General features: G+C 43.1%; 17 protein-coding genes and 4 pseudogenes. 13 read left to right on the plus strand and 8 right to left on the minus strand.

Translation table 11 applies throughout. From position 1 onward, the window contains the following. Window positions 1–53 precede the first annotated feature (53 nt). The 3 genes from HC231_RS21495 to HC231_RS21505 form a co-directional block, all read right to left on the minus strand. Window positions 54–320 (minus strand): helix-turn-helix transcriptional regulator, encoded by a 267-nt coding sequence (locus HC231_RS21495; RefSeq protein ID WP_343073007.1) that lies wholly within the window; start codon window positions 318–320, stop codon window positions 54–56. A 325-nt stretch (window positions 321–645) separates the two neighbouring features. Further along, entirely contained in the window at window positions 646–1,590 is a 945-nt protein-coding gene (locus tag HC231_RS21500) for a DUF6387 family protein (protein ID WP_208228701.1), read from the minus strand. Between the two features lie 748 nt (window positions 1,591–2,338). Then, window positions 2,339–3,796, minus strand: coding sequence for a YfjI family protein (locus HC231_RS21505; RefSeq protein ID WP_208228702.1), 1,458 nt, complete (start codon window positions 3,794–3,796; stop codon window positions 2,339–2,341). A 390-nt stretch (window positions 3,797–4,186) separates the two neighbouring features. Here HC231_RS21505 and HC231_RS21510 point away from each other — a divergent pair, with 390 nt between their 5' ends. The 13 genes and pseudogenes from HC231_RS21510 (at window position 4,187) to HC231_RS21570 (ending at window position 12,664) form a co-directional block, all read left to right on the plus strand. After that, the gene (locus tag HC231_RS21510) at window positions 4,187–4,918 is read left to right on the plus strand and encodes a YaaW family protein (protein WP_208231464.1); all 732 of its coding nucleotides are present in this window, start codon (window positions 4,187–4,189) and stop codon (window positions 4,916–4,918) included. 54 nt (window positions 4,919–4,972) lie between these two features. Next, window positions 4,973–5,650, plus strand: a complete 678-nt coding sequence (locus HC231_RS21515) for a helix-turn-helix transcriptional regulator (protein ID WP_208228703.1) — start codon at window positions 4,973–4,975, stop codon at window positions 5,648–5,650. A 97-nt stretch (window positions 5,651–5,747) separates the two neighbouring features. Then, window positions 5,748–6,113, plus strand: coding sequence for a hypothetical protein (locus HC231_RS21520; RefSeq protein ID WP_208228704.1), 366 nt, complete (start codon window positions 5,748–5,750; stop codon window positions 6,111–6,113). 42 nt (window positions 6,114–6,155) lie between these two features. After that, window positions 6,156–6,563, plus strand: coding sequence for a hypothetical protein (locus HC231_RS21525; RefSeq protein ID WP_116162565.1), 408 nt, complete (start codon window positions 6,156–6,158; stop codon window positions 6,561–6,563). A 327-nt stretch (window positions 6,564–6,890) separates the two neighbouring features. After that, window positions 6,891–7,712, plus strand: coding sequence for a DUF932 domain-containing protein (locus tag HC231_RS21530; protein WP_208228705.1), 822 nt, complete (start codon window positions 6,891–6,893; stop codon window positions 7,710–7,712). Window positions 7,713–7,764: 52 nt separating this feature from the next. Continuing rightward, window positions 7,765–8,238: a RadC family protein gene (radC, locus tag HC231_RS21535; protein WP_208228706.1), complete on the plus strand. Its 474-nt coding sequence runs from the start codon at window positions 7,765–7,767 to the stop codon at window positions 8,236–8,238. A gap of 39 nt (window positions 8,239–8,277) precedes the next feature. Then, window positions 8,278–8,613: a type IV toxin-antitoxin system YeeU family antitoxin gene (locus HC231_RS21540; protein ID WP_208228707.1), complete on the plus strand. Its 336-nt coding sequence runs from the start codon at window positions 8,278–8,280 to the stop codon at window positions 8,611–8,613. Window positions 8,614–8,682: 69 nt separating this feature from the next. Continuing rightward, window positions 8,683–9,003, plus strand: a complete 321-nt coding sequence (locus HC231_RS21545) for a TA system toxin CbtA family protein (RefSeq protein ID WP_130640181.1) — start codon at window positions 8,683–8,685, stop codon at window positions 9,001–9,003. 117 nt (window positions 9,004–9,120) lie between these two features. Next, window positions 9,121–9,954 (plus strand): DUF4942 domain-containing protein, encoded by an 834-nt coding sequence (locus HC231_RS21550; RefSeq protein WP_208228708.1) that lies wholly within the window; start codon window positions 9,121–9,123, stop codon window positions 9,952–9,954. Window positions 9,955–10,063: 109 nt separating this feature from the next. Further along, complete coding sequence (locus HC231_RS21555) at window positions 10,064–10,312, plus strand: CopG family ribbon-helix-helix protein (RefSeq protein WP_208228709.1); 249 nt, start codon at window positions 10,064–10,066, stop codon at window positions 10,310–10,312. Between the two features lie 3 nt (window positions 10,313–10,315). After that, a complete protein-coding gene (locus HC231_RS21560) occupies window positions 10,316–10,591 on the plus strand; it encodes a type II toxin-antitoxin system RelE/ParE family toxin (RefSeq protein ID WP_208228710.1) in 276 nt (91 codons plus the stop codon). Between the two features lie 127 nt (window positions 10,592–10,718). Next, a complete protein-coding gene (locus tag HC231_RS21565; protein WP_208228711.1) occupies window positions 10,719–11,636 on the plus strand; it encodes a hypothetical protein in 918 nt (305 codons plus the stop codon). Between the two features lie 232 nt (window positions 11,637–11,868). After that, a pseudogene (locus HC231_RS21570) lies at window positions 11,869–12,664 on the plus strand (helix-turn-helix transcriptional regulator). 608 nt (window positions 12,665–13,272) lie between these two features. Here HC231_RS21570 and HC231_RS21575 read toward each other — a convergent pair. The 5 genes and pseudogenes from HC231_RS21575 to HC231_RS24085 form a co-directional block, all read right to left on the minus strand. Next, window positions 13,273–13,743, minus strand: a complete 471-nt coding sequence (locus HC231_RS21575; protein ID WP_343073008.1) for a hypothetical protein — start codon at window positions 13,741–13,743, stop codon at window positions 13,273–13,275. A gap of 88 nt (window positions 13,744–13,831) precedes the next feature. Then, window positions 13,832–14,211: pseudogene (locus HC231_RS21580) on the minus strand (transposase); the annotation flags it as partial. A 324-nt stretch (window positions 14,212–14,535) separates the two neighbouring features. Next, a pseudogene (locus HC231_RS24080) lies at window positions 14,536–16,177 on the minus strand (class I SAM-dependent methyltransferase). Between the two features lie 10 nt (window positions 16,178–16,187). Further along, window positions 16,188–16,445, minus strand: a complete 258-nt coding sequence (locus tag HC231_RS21595; RefSeq protein ID WP_208228714.1) for a YjhX family toxin — start codon at window positions 16,443–16,445, stop codon at window positions 16,188–16,190. A gap of 303 nt (window positions 16,446–16,748) precedes the next feature. After that, window positions 16,749–16,881 (minus strand): annotated as a pseudogene (locus tag HC231_RS24085) (DUF1349 domain-containing protein); the annotation flags it as partial. Window positions 16,882–17,471: the final 590 nt, after the last annotated feature.

The raw sequence follows: 17,471 nt of genomic DNA on the forward strand, positions 1-17,471 counted from the left end.
TACAGATCTCTTACGTATAGACGGTATTCCCGGGATAATACCGTGATAGCAAGTTAGTGATCTGTTAGTGATCTGTTATCATCAGGATAATGGCTATTTAGCCATCTTAGATAAATTCTTAGTTCCCAACGACTGCGGTTGCCTATTTTTATTGGCTTAGGGAAGAGACCACTAGCCATAAGCTTGTAGAAGAAGGCCCGAGAGAGTCCGGAGTGCTGACATAGATATTTCATGTCAACTAAGCGATCTGCCGGGTTTTCGTCAAGAGAGATTGCGTTCATTTTATTCACCTCGCTGTTTTTAAATTCGAGATGAAGCATAAACACTGGTAGTAAAAATTACTTGGTAAGAAATTTATCCAAAAAACTTACTAACTACATCAGCGTTGATTGCACAGTGATGTTGCGTGACTATGATTCAGGTCGCAGAGGCTTTAGCAATAGTTCTAACCATGAAAAAATTATGAAAACCGATATGATAGAAAGTGTATGTATTGCCTGAATAACTTATTATTATGGTTTCGTTAATTTTGTAGTTTTTTTGATAAAGCCGTAAAGTAGCCTATGGGATGGACTCTTACTCTAACCGCGAAGAGAACTGCGTAAATCATGTATCTATGGAAACATGAATATAAATTACTTTTACCTACTTGGTGTTTTTTATTAACTCCTCAATAGTCATCGTTTTAAGATTTTCATTTTTCTGAATTGCTATTGATAGTTGTTCTAGCCTGCCATCGTTAAAAGTAAGATCAAAAGTTTTAAGTTTTGTTGCCTTGAAATTAGAACCATCAAATTCGACATATTTATTTGGCGTATCTATATCTTCAAGACTTAATAGTTTGTTGACTTGAGATAAGGGTATCTGAATGCCATTAATTCTTTGCCAAATTAATAGGTCAGCAATAGGTATTACTTGGTTTCTAAATATATCAATTATTTTATTTTTAGGGAGCGGTTTTTCCGTGTAATTGAATTTTTTTTCTATTTTATATCTTTCTCGTAAAGTTGAAATTGTGTTTTTGAATGAATCGATTAATTGTGCATCTGTGTATCCTTCTAAATCGACATATAAATAAACATGGTCGACATAAGGCTTTTGAAGGCTTGTTAATGTATCTGCTTTATTTGGCTCATCATCGTCTGTAATGTGTTTAATATAAGGAGAATGAAAGTCACGTAATTTTAGATTTTGATAAATATTCTCAATGTGCGATACCGTTAATTCATATACTGGCGATTTAATTTCTATGGTTCTATTTTCTATATTAAAGCATAATGATTTATTTTCTTCTTTTGATATATCTTCTAGTTGGGAGGTTTCTTGATAAGTGTTTTTTCTTATTTCTGGTTTTCCAGAGATAATATCAATGTATGATTTTTTTATGCCAGGGAAGTCAATAAGTTCCTCATGCGAAGAAAATCCGATAAGCTCAAGACGAGCGTATAATTCATCTAACATATCCGCGATGGTTAATTTCCGAACAAAGTTGTAATTTTTTATATTAAACCAACTCACATCCTCTCGTGTGGCCTTATGTTTCTTTGTAGTGGGGGATGTTAACATTTTCGTATATATGTTTTCTTTCATTATTCTTTCCCTTTTTTATCATTTAAATATATTATTGAATTAATGTCTTGTTTTTTAAATTCCTATCTTTTGTCTAGCATTGGAGTGAACCTGTTTTTTCTGAATTTAATTTTGACTGTTGTTTTATCGCTTGATTGAGGCAGCAAATCCATAAATCATACCGTAAATACAATTTAGTATCTGCTATTTCTGCTATTAATAGCAGAAATAGCAGATACTGAACAGCATACACCACGTATGATTTAAGAGTCTATACCAGTACAGGCTATGATGCTGTCAGTTTGGACACGAACAGCGTGCAGAAACTGGAGCATACTGGTAGCACATGAGAATGTTGAGTAAAATGAAATAGGCTAAATGGGATAGCTTCTATGTCTATCACTATGTTCTTTATGTAATGAAAAAGAGATTATAATCATTGAGTGTACGGTTGAAAGTATTCGATGATAATTGGTAAGTGATATTTTCCTCTTGGTGAAATATAACAAATTTGCGAATTTTGATATATGTACCCACCGTTTTTTTGATGATTAGCTCATCAATGTAAAATATAGTTTTGTTTTTTATTGGAAAAAATAAATACACCATTTAGACGTAATTATCAACACGGATTTTTATTATTTTATGGCCTTTGAGTTAAATAAAAAATATAAGAGTGGTGTTGTAAGTCGTGTGGTTATCTTCTCTTTGGTGAAATAAAACGCGCCTTCATTGAAGGCGCGTTTTTACTATTGCTACGTATGGTAAGTCAAAATACTGATTTATTTTGTACTTTATAGTAAACAAAAATTGTTTTTCCATATGGTGCTACTTGAATTTTTCCAGTGTCATGCAAGTATCTAAGCGCGGATTCAAAGCGTGTGTATTGGCGTAATGAGTTTGGGCCGTACTGACGTATATGGTTTTTTTTAATGGGTTGAAAGTTATTCATATGAAAACGTTCTATCAACCATTCATAGAGCACATTAGCATCTGAGATGTACTGTGGTTCTGGGGTTAGGATTCGTAAAGCTTCACTTAGATACCACTGGCAGACGGCAACAGCATTTTCCACGTTTTCTAATGTTATATCTCCATCTTCGTTGCTAAAATAATGAAAGAGAGCGGCCATGCGAGCTATTTTATTTCCTTCTTTGCTTGCAAAATCACGAATAGAGAAATAGTCACCATTAACACCAACTCTACGTTCAATCTGATCACACAAATATATCCATCGATTTTTAGCGTCAGGAGAGAAATGTAATAATGTGCGATTTTTATTCTTGGATGTAAGTGTTCCTAAATAATGGTTTAACATCTGGTTAAGACGTGAGTAATAAGGGAGAATAAGATTGTGGTAGTTATTATTCATGTTTCCTATACGGGTGCCAATTGTTGATATCGGAAAGGAAAAGAAAAAACGAGCTAAAAAGCCACTGCCCCTAACTTGTTCGTGCGCATGTTTAAGGTACTTATGCAATGGCGCATTTTGCACCATTATATTTGCACTCAGCCGAGATCCGAATATTTTATAGCTCTCAGAATGACGACGTGTGACAGAAATCGGCATTCCATCCCATAACTCGTTGAGCAATGCCAAATTTTTAAACGCTTGGCTGTTTATTATTTCTCCACCTTCGGATGAGTGTAGTGCTAATGATCCTCCACCTGTGTGTAATAAATGTTGCAAGGCCGCCGGTGTTATATCGTTAGCTAATAGTTGCACTTTTCTCGGTAGCTGTGGTTCATTCTGAAAATGCTCCATTAGCTGTGCTTTTACATCATCTGTTGGCAATTTTTTTCTTGTATTGTTTTTGAGGTTGTTTTTTATTGCGCTTAATTCCATTTCCCAAATATCTAATTCAAATTTGTATTTTTTTAAATCTTCTTGATGTTTTAAATAAGCGATTTTTTCATGTTCATGAATCGGCTGCATAAATATTTTATCAACCGTTGATTTCCTTTCCCCCGATTCTGCAACTGTTAAAAAATTGCATGAGACTGGGAATGTAAGCCCATCCTTAGGGCTTACATCAATCATCCCTTGAGCTAATAGTGCTATGGGGGCCATTGCCGAAGCAAAGATAAGAGGTATTGGTGCTTGGGTTTTACTACTTACTGCACTAATAGCATCTCGGAGCACATCTGGAATTTTTTCTGAAGGAAAAGTTGGATTTTCTAAATGAGAGTTAGGGGCTACCATATTGGTATTCGCTAAATAATTCATTTTATCACCTTTGTTTTGTCACAATGATTTATTTCGGAGTTTATTAATAAATGAGATTTCATTTTTAATCAAAGTGTTATTAATCAAGTTTTCAGGGGAGGACATAAGTTGACTTCAGTAGACAATGGTGAACATATATGGAATGGGGGGCAGTAAGTGGCGAGTCAGGTATTGATGTTAATTCTGTGTTTTTATCTATGAATCAAAAATAAAATAACAATATATTATTTTATGGATATCGCGCATAGGCTTTGGTCATCAGGTAATTTATATGACATATCCTGTCGTCTTGGTGGATTTTATGTATAAAAATCAATCATATTAGTCGACACATCCTGTCTGTTCTACCCATTACAGTAATCGCTCCTAAACGATTATTGAGGATAGATGATGGCAGTTTATCGGCTAGATCCTGATTTGGCTTTGCTAAGCCAATGCAGTAATGAAGACCTTCAACTGCTGGTTGAATTGTTAACCATTGATAGTAAGGACGGTGAAAAACGCTGGTCGGAGACGTTAACCAGCTCAAGCGAATATCAGCGTTTTTACCCGGATCACAGCAAATACTGGACGTCGATTGGCGCAGAGTTACAAACTTTTGGCGCAAACACGTTAGTCAGTTTGGTGCGCGGTGGACAGGGCGTTCTTTACCGTGAAATTTTGTGCGATGTCTGTGACAAGCTGGATGTTAATTACAATAAAAACAGCACGACGGAGTCGATTGAACTTAATCTGCTCATGAAAGTACTGGAAAAAAGTCTGGACAACATGACACCAGATGAACTAGCGATGTTGTCTAAAAATATGCAACTCGATTTAACCAGCCCAACACCACAACTCATTCTTATCGCTATACAGGCAGCCATTCGCACCTCTTCTGTTGCCGCTTTGGAACTCGCAACAACATTGGCAGCCAGCGTGATCACCGCACTCGGCGGGATCGCGACCTGGGGTACCGTGTTCGTTGCGTCTCGCGCCCTTTCAGTTCTCGCTGGCCCCGTCGGTTTGGCGCTCAGTTCAGCCTGGATGCTGTCGGATATTGCGGGCCCTGCATACCGTGTCACGATCCCTGCCTGCATCGTTATCGCCTGGCTACGTCAGAAAAATCTTACCCAATATTGATTTATTCCGTGTATGCCAAAAGGGATGCACGGAATTTATACAGGAATTAAAGCCATGCCTGAACAGGGAAAACGTTACGACCGGCTCGCCAGTCGCCTGGCTATTTTAGTCAGCAGGCTCTTCATGGGGGAGTCTCTGTCAGTCAAACAACTGGCTTTGGAATTCAATGTCTCGGAAAGAACGATTCAGAGAGATTTACGACAGCGGTTACAATATCTGGATACCGAATTAAAAGATGGATACTTGCGGCTTTCTGATGCCAGGGGGCCATTTCGTACCGATCACGATATCATTACGTTTGCGCGTATTACCCATGTAGCACAATTTTTCCCTGCACTGGATAAAAAGTTGCTTTCCGTTTTGCTGGATGCAGGACAGGACTCTCCCTATATCGTCTATAACGCGCCGCCACGAAATGTTCCTTCTTTGTTCGGTGGGTTTTATGCCATCACACAGGCTATAGTTAAAAACCGCTTAATCAACTTTTTACATAATGGTCGCAGACACATCGCCATTGCCCCCTATCGCCTTATTTACTTTGATGGGGAATGGTATCTGGCGACAGAAAAGCAAAACCACATAAAAGTATTTAATCTGGTGGCAATTACGGATGTAGCGATGACCATTAGTTCATTTAGTAAAAAGGAGAAAATGAGACGAATTTTCCAAGATAAACGATTCATTACAGCGTTACCACACTTTCAATATATCTGTGAACTTATATGTGAATAAATAAGATGAACAATGAGTATCGTTAAACTCACTCACACTTATTAAATCACCACTTTACACAATGAGATATTATACGCGTTTTATAAGGAGTTATTGCATGAATCATTCAAAATGGTGGTTACCAGTATTATCATTACTCTTTTCTGGAGTGGTCATCGGTGCGCAAACACCGGTACCAATAACGGTAATGACATATAACAATGTCCATGTGGCGGGAAATCGCTACGTTGATGTTGTTGTCACGGCTAAAACGGATACTGTTCGTATCAATAATATCAGTGTCAATCGTGGAAATTGCCGTATTGGAAATCTGAAATACTTCGGCACCAGCAACAAGGAAACGATTATCCCGGCCACACTTCGCTATGGTGAATCGGTGAAAGTCCCTTTTTACAATGATTGTGTTGCCTCAGAAGTCCAGGTGGATACTGATAAAGGCGGTTGGACATTCACTTTTGATTGAAATAACACTTCAATATCTCACTGAAATATAAGGATACGCCACATGAAATACTTAAAAGGTGCCGTATTGGCGGCGCTGTTGTTACCCTTGGGTAGTGCTGTTGCGGCTGAGTGGACATACTGGTCATTGCAGGGATATGCAGGCGTTCATCTGAGTAATGACGATAAGCATTATCTTGAAATCAGTTGTGAATTATATTCCTCGAAACCACCTGTTTTACGTGTGCAGGCCGGGTTTAGCGGTGATTATTCTCAGCTACAGGTTGATGGGCATGAAGTATCACAACCCTTTCACTCGTTAGAACGGATAAAAACAGAATGGGAGGCATTACGTCAGGCGAAAGTCATTCGTGTCAGTGATGCGAATGGAAAGTCATACACATTTAATGTTACAGGCAATAAAGACTTCCCCCCCTTTGGTTCTGAGTACTATCCCTGTGATAAGGAATGACTTTCAAATATTATCGATAAAGGTCAGGCATTATGTCATTACTTAAAATGTTAATTGCTGCATTAGGTAAAGTAAATTACCTGGTATTCAAGTGCTCAAGCTCAGGATTTTGTAGCTGAGCACTTACGGCAGGCAGGTTATAATGACGAAGAAGTTGAAGCAGCCCGGGAGGCTGCTTTTTTATTGATAGGTGCAATAACCACTACAATAATGAATTTTATTCTTCGTACTGCTTTTACTGCCTGAAAGATGAAATCCATTCTTTCATTAATTATCATTTCAACAAGATGTGCCAGGGTCATTCACTCTGGCACATAAGGAGTTTTTATGCCCAAGTTAGCCTCGCGCTTTGGTACGGTAAATATTATTCGCCGCGACCGTCCATTAACCCGTGACGAACTGGCGCACACGGTTCCCAGCGTATTTAGTGAAGACAAGCATGGCTCGCGTAGCGAACGGTATACCTATATTCCCACCATTACCCTGTTGGATAACTTACAGCGTGAAGGCTTTCAGCCATTTTTTGCTTGCCAAACCCGTGTACGTGATCCGGAGAAACGGGAGCATACCAAGCACATGCTGCGCTTGCGCCGGGAAGGTCAAATTACGGGCAAACAGGTGCCAGAGATTATTTTGCTTAATAGTCATGACGGCTCCAGCAGTTATCAAATGTTGCCTGGTCTTTTTAGACAGGTTTGTCACAATGGTTTAATTTGTGGTGAATCCCTGGGTGAAGTCCGTGTTCCCCATAAGGGTGATGTGGTTGGCCGTGTTATTGAGGGGGCTTATGAGGTAGTAGATACCTTTGAGCGTATTGATGAAAAACGTGATGCCATGCAGTCATTATTATTACCACCACCGGCACAGACTGCGTTGGCTCAGGCTGCGTTAACCTACCGATTTGGTGAAGAGTATCAGCCAGTGACAGAGGCTCAAATCCTGTCGCCTCGCCGCTGGCAGGACGAAAGCAATGATCTGTGGACCACTTACCAGCGTATTCAGGAAAATTTGATTAAAGGTGGACTATCAGGCCGTACAGTTCAAGGTAAACGAGCCAGAACCCGTGCTGTCAAAGGGATTGATGGTGATGTAAAACTTAACCGCGCCCTGTGGATACTGGCCGAAAATATGCTGGAACTGGCATCCTAATTTCCCTCATTTTGTTTCATTCTCCCTTATTACCTCACTTCAAGGACTTATCATGTCATGTAATTCATTGGCAGGAAGCATTGCGTCCAGAGAGCAGCGCATCATCCAGATGGCGTTGTGCCTGCTGGAAAAACGCGTGCGTAAAAATGCGCGGCAGTTCAAAACCTCGGAGGACACCAAAAGCTGGTTAATGCTGGAGCTCAGCAGTCTGGAACGCGAAGTCTTTATGGTGCTGTATCTGGATAACCAGCATCGCCTGATAGAAAAGGAAATTATCGCGCTGGGCGGTATCAACAGCACCGAAGTGCATCCGCGTGAAATCCTCAAAGCCTCACTGCGCCATAACGCCGCTGCTGTGATACTGGCACATAACCATCCATCCAACTGGGCCGAACCCAGTCAGGCCGACCGCAACATTACTGACAGGCTGAAGGAATCACTGTCACAACTCGACGTCAAAGTACTCGACCATCTGGTGATCGGCGGCACTGAGGTGGTGTCGTTCGCTGAACGCGGCTGGCTGTGATGACCACACTTACCACCGTGTTTTTATAAGGAGGCGATCATGCCATCGTCTGATACCCCGGAATGGGGACTAAAACGTGCTGTCACTCCGCAATTCGGAGCCAGGCTGATTCAGGAAGGTAACTATCTTCATTATCTGGCAGACCGGGCCAGCGTTGTCGGTACGTTCAGCGAAACGGAAGCCCGTTATCTGGAACAGAGCTTTCCTGAGCTGATTAAGCAGTTGGAACAGAAGCTACGCACAGGGGAACTGAATCCCCGTCAGCAGGGCTGCATCACGCTGCATTGCAACGAATGGACCTGCGAAGCCGATACGCAGGGCAGTTTTGGCTACGTGTATATTGCTATTTATCCCTCTTCGGCGGCAACACAATAATCCGCTGCTTCTCTCCCCATCCTGAACATTTCCCTGATTTTATCGACCTAACTTGAAGAGAATATTTCCATGCAAACATCACCTGCAATCCCGCCACGGGAGGATATCCCTTGCCCGTCACCTGTAGTCGTCTGGCAGCAACTTCTGACCTATCTACTGGAAAAGCACTACGGCCTCACGCTGAACGACACACCGTTCTGCGAGGAAAACGTGATTCAGGAGCATATCGATGCTGGCATCACGTTGGTCAATGCGGTGAATTTTCTGGTGGAAAAATACGAACTGGTGCGTATCGATCGCAACGGCTTTAACTGGCAGGAGCAATCGCCGTTTCTCACTACTGTCGATATCCTTCGCGCCAGACGTGCAACAGGTTTACTTAAGGCATAAAGATCCCGAGCTATTTTCCAGTAACACTACACCAAACCTATTTATCTCTCTCCCCGATGCATAATGCGCCAGCCCTCACCGGCTGGCGCATTTGCTTTTATGTATGGACCACAAACTATGCAAATTGAACCCGAGGTTTTGATCGAACACACCGAGCTGATTTGCTCGACCAATATCGAACGCATCGTCACCGGACGTGATGCCGCGCTGCAACAGATAGAACAACTCCTTAATCAGGTACGAGCGATCTCCACGCTAACAGCGACTATTGGCGGCGGCACCGCTGAAGACTGGGGGCTGAAGCAGGGGCACCGCTACGATTGCTGGCTGACAGAAACGCCTGACAAGGCGATACCTGCCATCATCCGCACGTTGGATCGCAATATCTGGCGTGACCTGATGCTGAAATCAGGCATGTTGTCGCTGATGGATGCTGAAGCACGTAGCCAGTGGCATAAAAATCTGGAGGAGGGTGAGCTACCGGCCATTAGTGCAGCCAATATCTTCAGCACATTTGAGCAACTCCACCAAAGTAAGCAGGAGGTATTTGAGCGTGGGGTGATCAATGTGTTTAAAGGGTTGTCGTGGGATTACAAAACTAATCACCCTTGTTACTTTGGCAAGAAAATCATCATCAATAATCTGGTGACATATAACCGTTGGGGCTTTGGTCTGAACTGGGGCTGGCGACGCGATCAACTGGCCGATTTGGAAAGAATGCTGTATCTGCTGGACGGCAAACCGATCCCCGACAATCGAGGAGATGTTACCATCCGTTTGATGGACCATATCCGTGATAATCCCCATCAGCAGGAATATGAAGATGAGCATTTTAGTGTGCGTTACTTTCAGAAAGGCACCGGGCATCTCACTTTTAAACGTCTCGACCTGATCGAAAAGATGAACGACATAATCGCTAAACATTATCCGGGGATGTTGGCGGCCAGGTGAGCGCATGATGTAGCAGGGATGCTGATGTTGTGCTTGCCACAGGTAGTGACGCTAATAAAATCATGCTATTTTAATAAATGTTATTAACTTCTATTAAAAGGTGATGCTCATGGGACAATCCGCGAAACAGACGATCAGTGCTCAGATACCCGCCGAGCTTGCTGCTGCGGTTGAAAGCCTGGCTATTGAACTGGATAGATCCAAAAGTTGGGTGATTAAAGAAGCGCTGACCGCAATGATTGAAGAGAGAGAGCGGCGGCATCAGCAGATTTTGAAAGGTCTTGCTGATGTCGATGCGGGAAGGGTGGTAAGCCATGCAGATGTGATCGACTTCGCCAACAAACTGAAAAAGTCATAATCAATGGAAATACGCTGGACGCAAAAGGCACAGGATGACCTGGAACGTATTTATGGGTTTGCCAGTCAGTACAGTCGGCAACATGCTGACGAGGTGTTAGATCGCTTGATTATCGGCACCACGGGGCTTGCTGACCACCCGAGAATCGGCGTATCTCAGGCAAGATATGAACCACGCGAGGTGAGAAAGATTTTGTTTGATGATTATGAAGTTCACTATGAAATTCAGCATGATACGATTTATATCGTCGATCTTTGGCATACACGAGAAGATCGCTGAATTATAATTTCATAGTGAATATCTATTTATGTAATAAAATGCCCCGTCTTAAAATCTGTACCAACGTTGCTCATGATGGGCGATCTGGCATCCAATAAACTGAATATCTGATGAATATGGAGGGGATGTGGCAGAAGGTTTAAAAATGTTTTACGCTCGTCATGAGCAAAAAAATAAAAAGATCATACATATATCTGAAATTAAACCGATAGACCGAGATTTTCTACTATGTCAGTTTTGTGATGCAAAAATTACCTGGGTAGATTCTTATCAGCGGATGGGAAGAACTATTCCATCCTATCTCAGATTATGGCCTAAAGCTATGCACGGTGCCGAGTGCAAAAATCGAGTAAAATCAGCAGTAGATGCACTTGTCGCCCAATCTAAAAATGTTGAAGATGATAAAAGTATTTTTTTAGATAATAACACTGGCTATATATTTCGTATGAATATACTTACTGATGCCAGTTTTGATGTCCACAGAGCTAGAACCGAGTATAACGATGCGACAGATTCCAATGATAAAAAACGTAAGATAATTCAATATATTAGCTCAGAAAAAAAGTTAGCCGACTATTTTAATTCTGCCGCTGGAATAGCAAAAATTAGAGCCAAAATTGAAGATAGCGCAGATAGAAGAGGGCTAAGTGAGCTAATAAAAATTGCACTTCATAAAAAGAATATTAGTTGGAATAACTTTTTTTATGATGAAGATAGATATCCTGTTCTTTTTAAAAATGCAGATAAAATTAACCACCCGGTGGCGATTGCATTGACGGTTAAAAGCATCAAAAATATAAAAGCCAATTTTATTAGCTTGAAAGGTGAGGAGTGCCATGTTGAAACTAGTAACCATCTGAAAGATTACTTTTCTCCTGAAATAAATACAAATATTGAAGCGGTGTTTGAAGGCATTCATCTTGGTGATGAATTAATTGTTGTTGGGTGGATAAAAACCTCCGTAAGAGAATGGAACAATATTACCTATAAAAATATAACGTTTAGACTCTCGCATAAAAAACAGTTTAGTAAAATCAATGAGTAACTTCATTGATATAGGAGGATCGTTTCATCGCTAATGCGATTAGCCTACAACAATATGATGCAGTATCTGGTTCAACACCCTCTATTGTACCTGTATTCCTGACGCGGGTTTGCCTTCGGTTGAGCCTGTGCAGTTGAAACTACAATGTGGTTGCATATTAACCTTATTTGGTGTTTATAACACTATTACGTGTCTTAATGGTGTTTGCCGATTTCATGTAGGGTATTGCGACATGTTGCAAAACAAGATCAAACAGTTTCGTACCCAGCTATCTATCACTCAGCGTGGGCTGGCAGAAAGTGTGGGAACCAGCCAGCAACAGATTCAGCGCATAGAGACAGGGAAAGTTGCCGCAAAGCTAGGCTTAGCGCAGATGCGCTGTTTTGAATAAGCCGTTAAGCGCAGTGTTTCCCTACGGTGATGAAGTGCTGAAGGAATTCCGTATTTACCGTACTCAGGCTGATGAAGAACTGGATAGCTGTGCTGCCAATGGCATTGAAATAGATAACGGTATTTGGTCCGTAAAGATCTATCTGCGAGGACATCACGAGCCACTCTGGCTGCCAATATCTGCGGCTGATAAGCGTCGATTCTTTGCCTATTTTCAAGAGAAAACAGATCCAGAAATTGAGCGATTTTTTATATTCGATTCAGAACAGCATCGCTATGCGTTAAATACCCGCGAAGTGGCTTTTCACCAGTTTCTGTTTGAACCACTTACTCCTATTTACTGCGATGGGGATGAGCATGGGACTGAAGATATCTATTATAATGTCCACATTACGCTGGAAAACGGTGGCCCGATTATCGGACTGAGTGTCGAATCGGATGAACCTGAGAACGAAGAGACAGGAGTTCTCGGTCAGTTAGACGGATTCTTTGATATGCTTGAGTCTGGTCCTGAAAAAACAGCACGTTATGTGATCACCGATATGGATGGCGAGGACGCCTTTATCCGTATTGGCTCAATCGCTATGGTGAAGGTTTCGCTTGAAGCGCTAGATCCTGTTGAAGATGACGAAGAATAATTTTAATTAATTGATTTATATCGTTTTTTAAAATAAACAAGGCTGAGTATATATGTGAGTATACAATCTAATATCACTGGTTTTTAAAATTTTATTTATCAGTTGCTTACGTTGCAAAATTCGGTCCGGCCTTCGCACCATCGTATGAAAATCAAGTCACCTCAGGGTGGCTTTTTTATGCCTGAACTCATTGAGTACCTCATTTCCGCTCATTTTTCATTCTCTTCATATCTGTTGGTATATCGTATAAAGCGGAATACCAATACATATATCGGAAGTTCGGTTTTGAGCGGTATACGGTTTTGATCAATGTGAGTCGTTAAATGAGGTTAAATCCTGGAAGGTGGCGGTATCCGTGTATGTGCCAAATGCGGACTTCACGCCCGGATCGGGCCGCTATGTGATGTGCTACTTACGGTTGATACTTTCCTAATGCCACATCGAGGTGTATCACCTACTGTGGGGCAATAAGCAGCCCTCATGAACCCCACTGGCGTTTTCTGTAATACTCTCAATTGACGTTAATCACCGGGCATTCGATAAAACGCCTACAACTCCGAATTGAGAGAAAGTTTGGTATCAAACGATACCAAAAAATTTCATGGATCTTACCGTTCTCCCGTATTAGCTTTTTGTTGTAAACGAAGTTTAACCAATACTTGGTGCAGTTCACCTACCGTCAGGTCACGAACAGTCGAACCAGGAATTCCTCGTAACCATTCAAAAAAACGGAAAATCCCAAAGGGGTCAAAACCTTCCGAGGTAAAAAGGTACTCATTGTCTTTCATTGAAAAGAGGGTCGCTAAATTATGATCCTCAGTTTCAAAACATACTCCAAAAACCTTCTCGGCTTCTTCTAAAAGTTCGACCCCGTCATCACCGGTGATATGGAGATCTTCTTCAATATAAGTATTCTCATCGATATGCTGTTTACGCAACGCTGCATGCTCACGTATAAAGCTGATAACTTCTAAAAGGGAGGGGCTCATTGGTAATAATTCATGATGAAAGATACTCTGAGGATACTCGTAAGGCAGGCCTTGATTCAAGGTCTGAATCATCATGACTTTGGTCGTCATCTTTCAATCGGCAGTTTTAACCACTAATGACCGTTACCAATTTCCTCTCTTTGCTCAAAGCAGCCCGCGTTACTGCCAGGGAAATTAAGTGATTATAGCTGCTGCGATGAACACCGAACACGTGGCAGAGTGTTGTCACAGGATAATGTGCTCTGAGTTTCCCGATTATCGAGAACTGTTCAGGGAGTCTGACATCAAGAGCGCGGTAGACTTTTTTAATATTTCATTCTAAATTTCAATACGTTGTAGTTTTTTCTTCAACTCGCGAATTTCAATTTGCTCCGGGGTAATGGGAGAAGCTTTCGGTGTTTTTCCCTGTCGTTCGTCCCGTAATTTTCTGACCCATCGGGTCATTGTTAAAAGGCCCATATCCATGGCTTTTGCTGCTTCAGCAACGGTGTAGCTCTGATCGACAACCAACAGAGCCGCGTCACGTTTGAACTCTGCACTAAAATTTCTTTTTTTCATTGGATCACCTGTTGGATCACCTGTGTTGTTCTGAGGTAAGCATATCACCTCTGTTCAGGTGGCCAAATTCAGTGTGCCACTTCATACCGCTAAGCCTCGCGAGAAAGCCTGTAAGCTCGCGGATGCGCATGGCCTGTATCTTTTGGTGAGCCCTGACCGCTCTAAGCGCTGGTACCCTACCAGATGAATAACCCACTACGTCAATATGGTTCTGGCTGGACGCTTACCAGTGTAATACGACTTCCGGTTTACTTTGCATGATGGTTCCCAACATCATGTCCTGAGCGATGGAAAACGCCATAAATTTATGCCATTTTCCTCGCATTACCTCGCCATTAGCGCGAACACCCCCATCCCAAATATTCACGCGTGTACGTGACGTGGCGTTTAGGCGATATCGTCAATTGTGTCCGGACTTCTTGCGCGAGGTCGTCGTCGGGGTTTGCCTCTAACCATCGGCGCATGGTAAGCCACTTAGCCGCTTCGTATCTGTCCCAGCCTTCCTGGTCGGCCAGAACCATTTCCACAACGTCATAGCCGAGCCCGCCGAAAGAGGCGACAAGTTCAGGGAGCGTGAGAAAGTCGGAGATAGAATTGGCACCGCATTCTCTAGCCACATCTTCAGTCGGCGGCAACTGACGCCACCAAGGCTCGCCGATAAGGATAATCCCGCCAGGCTTAAGACTCTTTGTCAGAAACTCGATGGTTCCGGCGACGCCTCCGCCAATCCAGGTGGCGCCGACGCAGGCTGCCACGTCGCATTTTTCGTTAGCTACATAGCCGGTGGCGTCACTATGAATGAAATCGACGCGATCGGCGACACCAAGCTCCTCTGCACGTAATTTGGCCTGCTTACTGAATAATTGGCTCATGTCTATGCCGACACCGGTAATGCCGTGATCGCATGCCCAGGAGCAAAGCATCTCGCCCGAGCCGCTACCGAGGTCGAGCACGCGCGTGCCCGGTTCCATGCGTAACACGTTGCCGAGAGTGGCGAGCTTCTCGGGTGTGAACGGGTTATGGATGCGGTGAGCGCTTTCGCTGATATTGAAAATACGTGGGATGTCCAATTCAGAATTCCTTCTACTGAGTTATTTAATAAGGGGTTATCCCTCAGTGGCTGTGGTCACTTCTTTTCCGCCAGCAGTGCAAACATTTTTCCTTCAAACGTCTCACTGACCGGCCATGCCGTAGTGTCCGGTCGAAGGATCACCGTGTAACCGCAATCACTGAGAAGACTGACATACTCTTCATCATGCCAGGCCGTCATCTGGCTACCGAAACGCGTGGCGTTACCGTTTTCTTCTATGGCCCAGAACAACGTTGAGCTGGTCTGGGTCCCTTCATCCCAGGCGTGTTCCGTCAATAGCAGATGAGGGCAGGCAAGGAACAGCCCCTGCGGGCAGCGTTGCCAGCCCGGTTCGGCCATACCCTGGCGCTTTACTTCATCGAAGGTGTGCACTTCTATGAGCAATTTGCCGCCCGATACCAGCCACTGTACACAGCGGTTGATGAGTGTGCGGACATCCGCCGCGCTAAAGACATTCAGTTCGCCAAAAGTCATCATGATGAAATTGAACTGATTCTCCGGGAAGTACGTCCGAATATCCTGTTGCAGGAATTCAATGCTGAGCTCTGCGGACCGTGCCTGCTGACGGGCCCAGAGGATGGAGGCTGGCGAAAAATCCACGCCCGTGCAGCAAAAGCCGCGTTCCGCCAGCAAGCGGAGGTAAAAACCGGGGCCGCAACCGAGATCCAGAATGCGTGCGCCAGCCGGTAGTCGGCTGGCGATCCACGCTACCTGTTGTTCAATTACCGCCAGCTTGCGGCTGGCCCAGTCATGATCCTGCGACAGATGGTTCGCCAGCATGCGCCGGCTAAACGCCGGATCGTCCCAGGGAATTTTGCTTTCATCGGGTGATAGCCTTATGGGGCTGGAGCCAGAAACAATCGTGCTTATATCCATGACACACTCCTTAGCGATTATCCAACTGGGCACGAACGTTGTTCAGCCCGGTGGTATTGATGCGGTACGGCTGACCATTGACGGATTTAATCAGCTTTTTAGTTTTGAGTTTTTTGAATACGGCTAGCGTGCAGTCGGTGAGCAATAAGCCTTCGCGGCTGTAGCATTCAACGGAGGTAACGCGGCCTGAAGCATCGCGGACGTGCGCAATACATCCACCTTTAGCGAGAACGTGTAAGGTACGTTGTTCCTGGCGGGATAAATTCATACTGGAAGAACCTGTTAATCATCATGTGCAAAACGTGCAAACACACAGCGGTGTCCGCATTCGATTTCGGCGCATTGATAACCAGTCCGGCCTGAAAAGGCCGACAAGCTGATTATCGGATGATTACATTCTCCAGCATCAAAGCCTCGGTATGAGTTGACAGGTATTTACGGCGTGAATAATAACACGTGGTATTTATGCGGGAATAAACAAGCCTGAAAAATGTGATCTGAAAAAGGAAATCGGTGACAAAAACCCACGGTAAGAAAACACCCTGCAAAAATCGTAGTAAACAAACGCCAATATGCCGGTCGCCCAGTCTAAGTTCTCCAGCGTCAGCACGCTGCCGATCGCGGGTGCGCCATCGCTGAACCCGATTCCCGCCTTTAACCAGTCAGTGCTGGTTGTCAGACATAAACATGATCCCGGCCGAATCAAGAGCCCACCGTTCGTGAGTAGATCAACGAAAAACATGAACCTTTTGCATGTTTTTTCAGTTCAAAATACGCGCTCTTTCACAAAGCCGCCGCAAAAAGAGCGCCGGCGGCTGCTATAATATAAGTAAAAAATACAAATACCTGTCGGTCAGAAAAAACCATTCCGTTTCGCGCTGTATTTGTGCGTTTTTCACGATAAAAAATCACGGCGCACAAATCTTATTCTTGTCGCCTTGTGGATTTAGCCTTTTTATTAACAACAATGAATTAAATACAAAGAGCGAGGAAACCGATGTAATTATGATGCACGATCACATCGGCATAGTTAATCAGTAATGCTTTTAACACACTGAAATTGATAATTATTATCTGGCGTGATTTACGCCGTGAATTTCAGGATGTTTTGGTTTTTATGTTTGAACAATAATTTTTCAGAAAGGTTATTTAACTAAACATATACCCGATAGATTTCAAGTTTCACCAAGTCAGCGACCAAACGACAAATTCATCGGGAACGAATTTGACCAGCCAATGCAGATGTAGTTTGAAAGATGAAGGGTATAACCATCAGGACGATAAGTTGCAATTG

The organism is Brenneria izadpanahii (assembly GCF_017569925.1).
In the GTDB taxonomy this organism is placed as follows: domain Bacteria; phylum Pseudomonadota; class Gammaproteobacteria; order Enterobacterales; family Enterobacteriaceae; genus Brenneria; species Brenneria izadpanahii.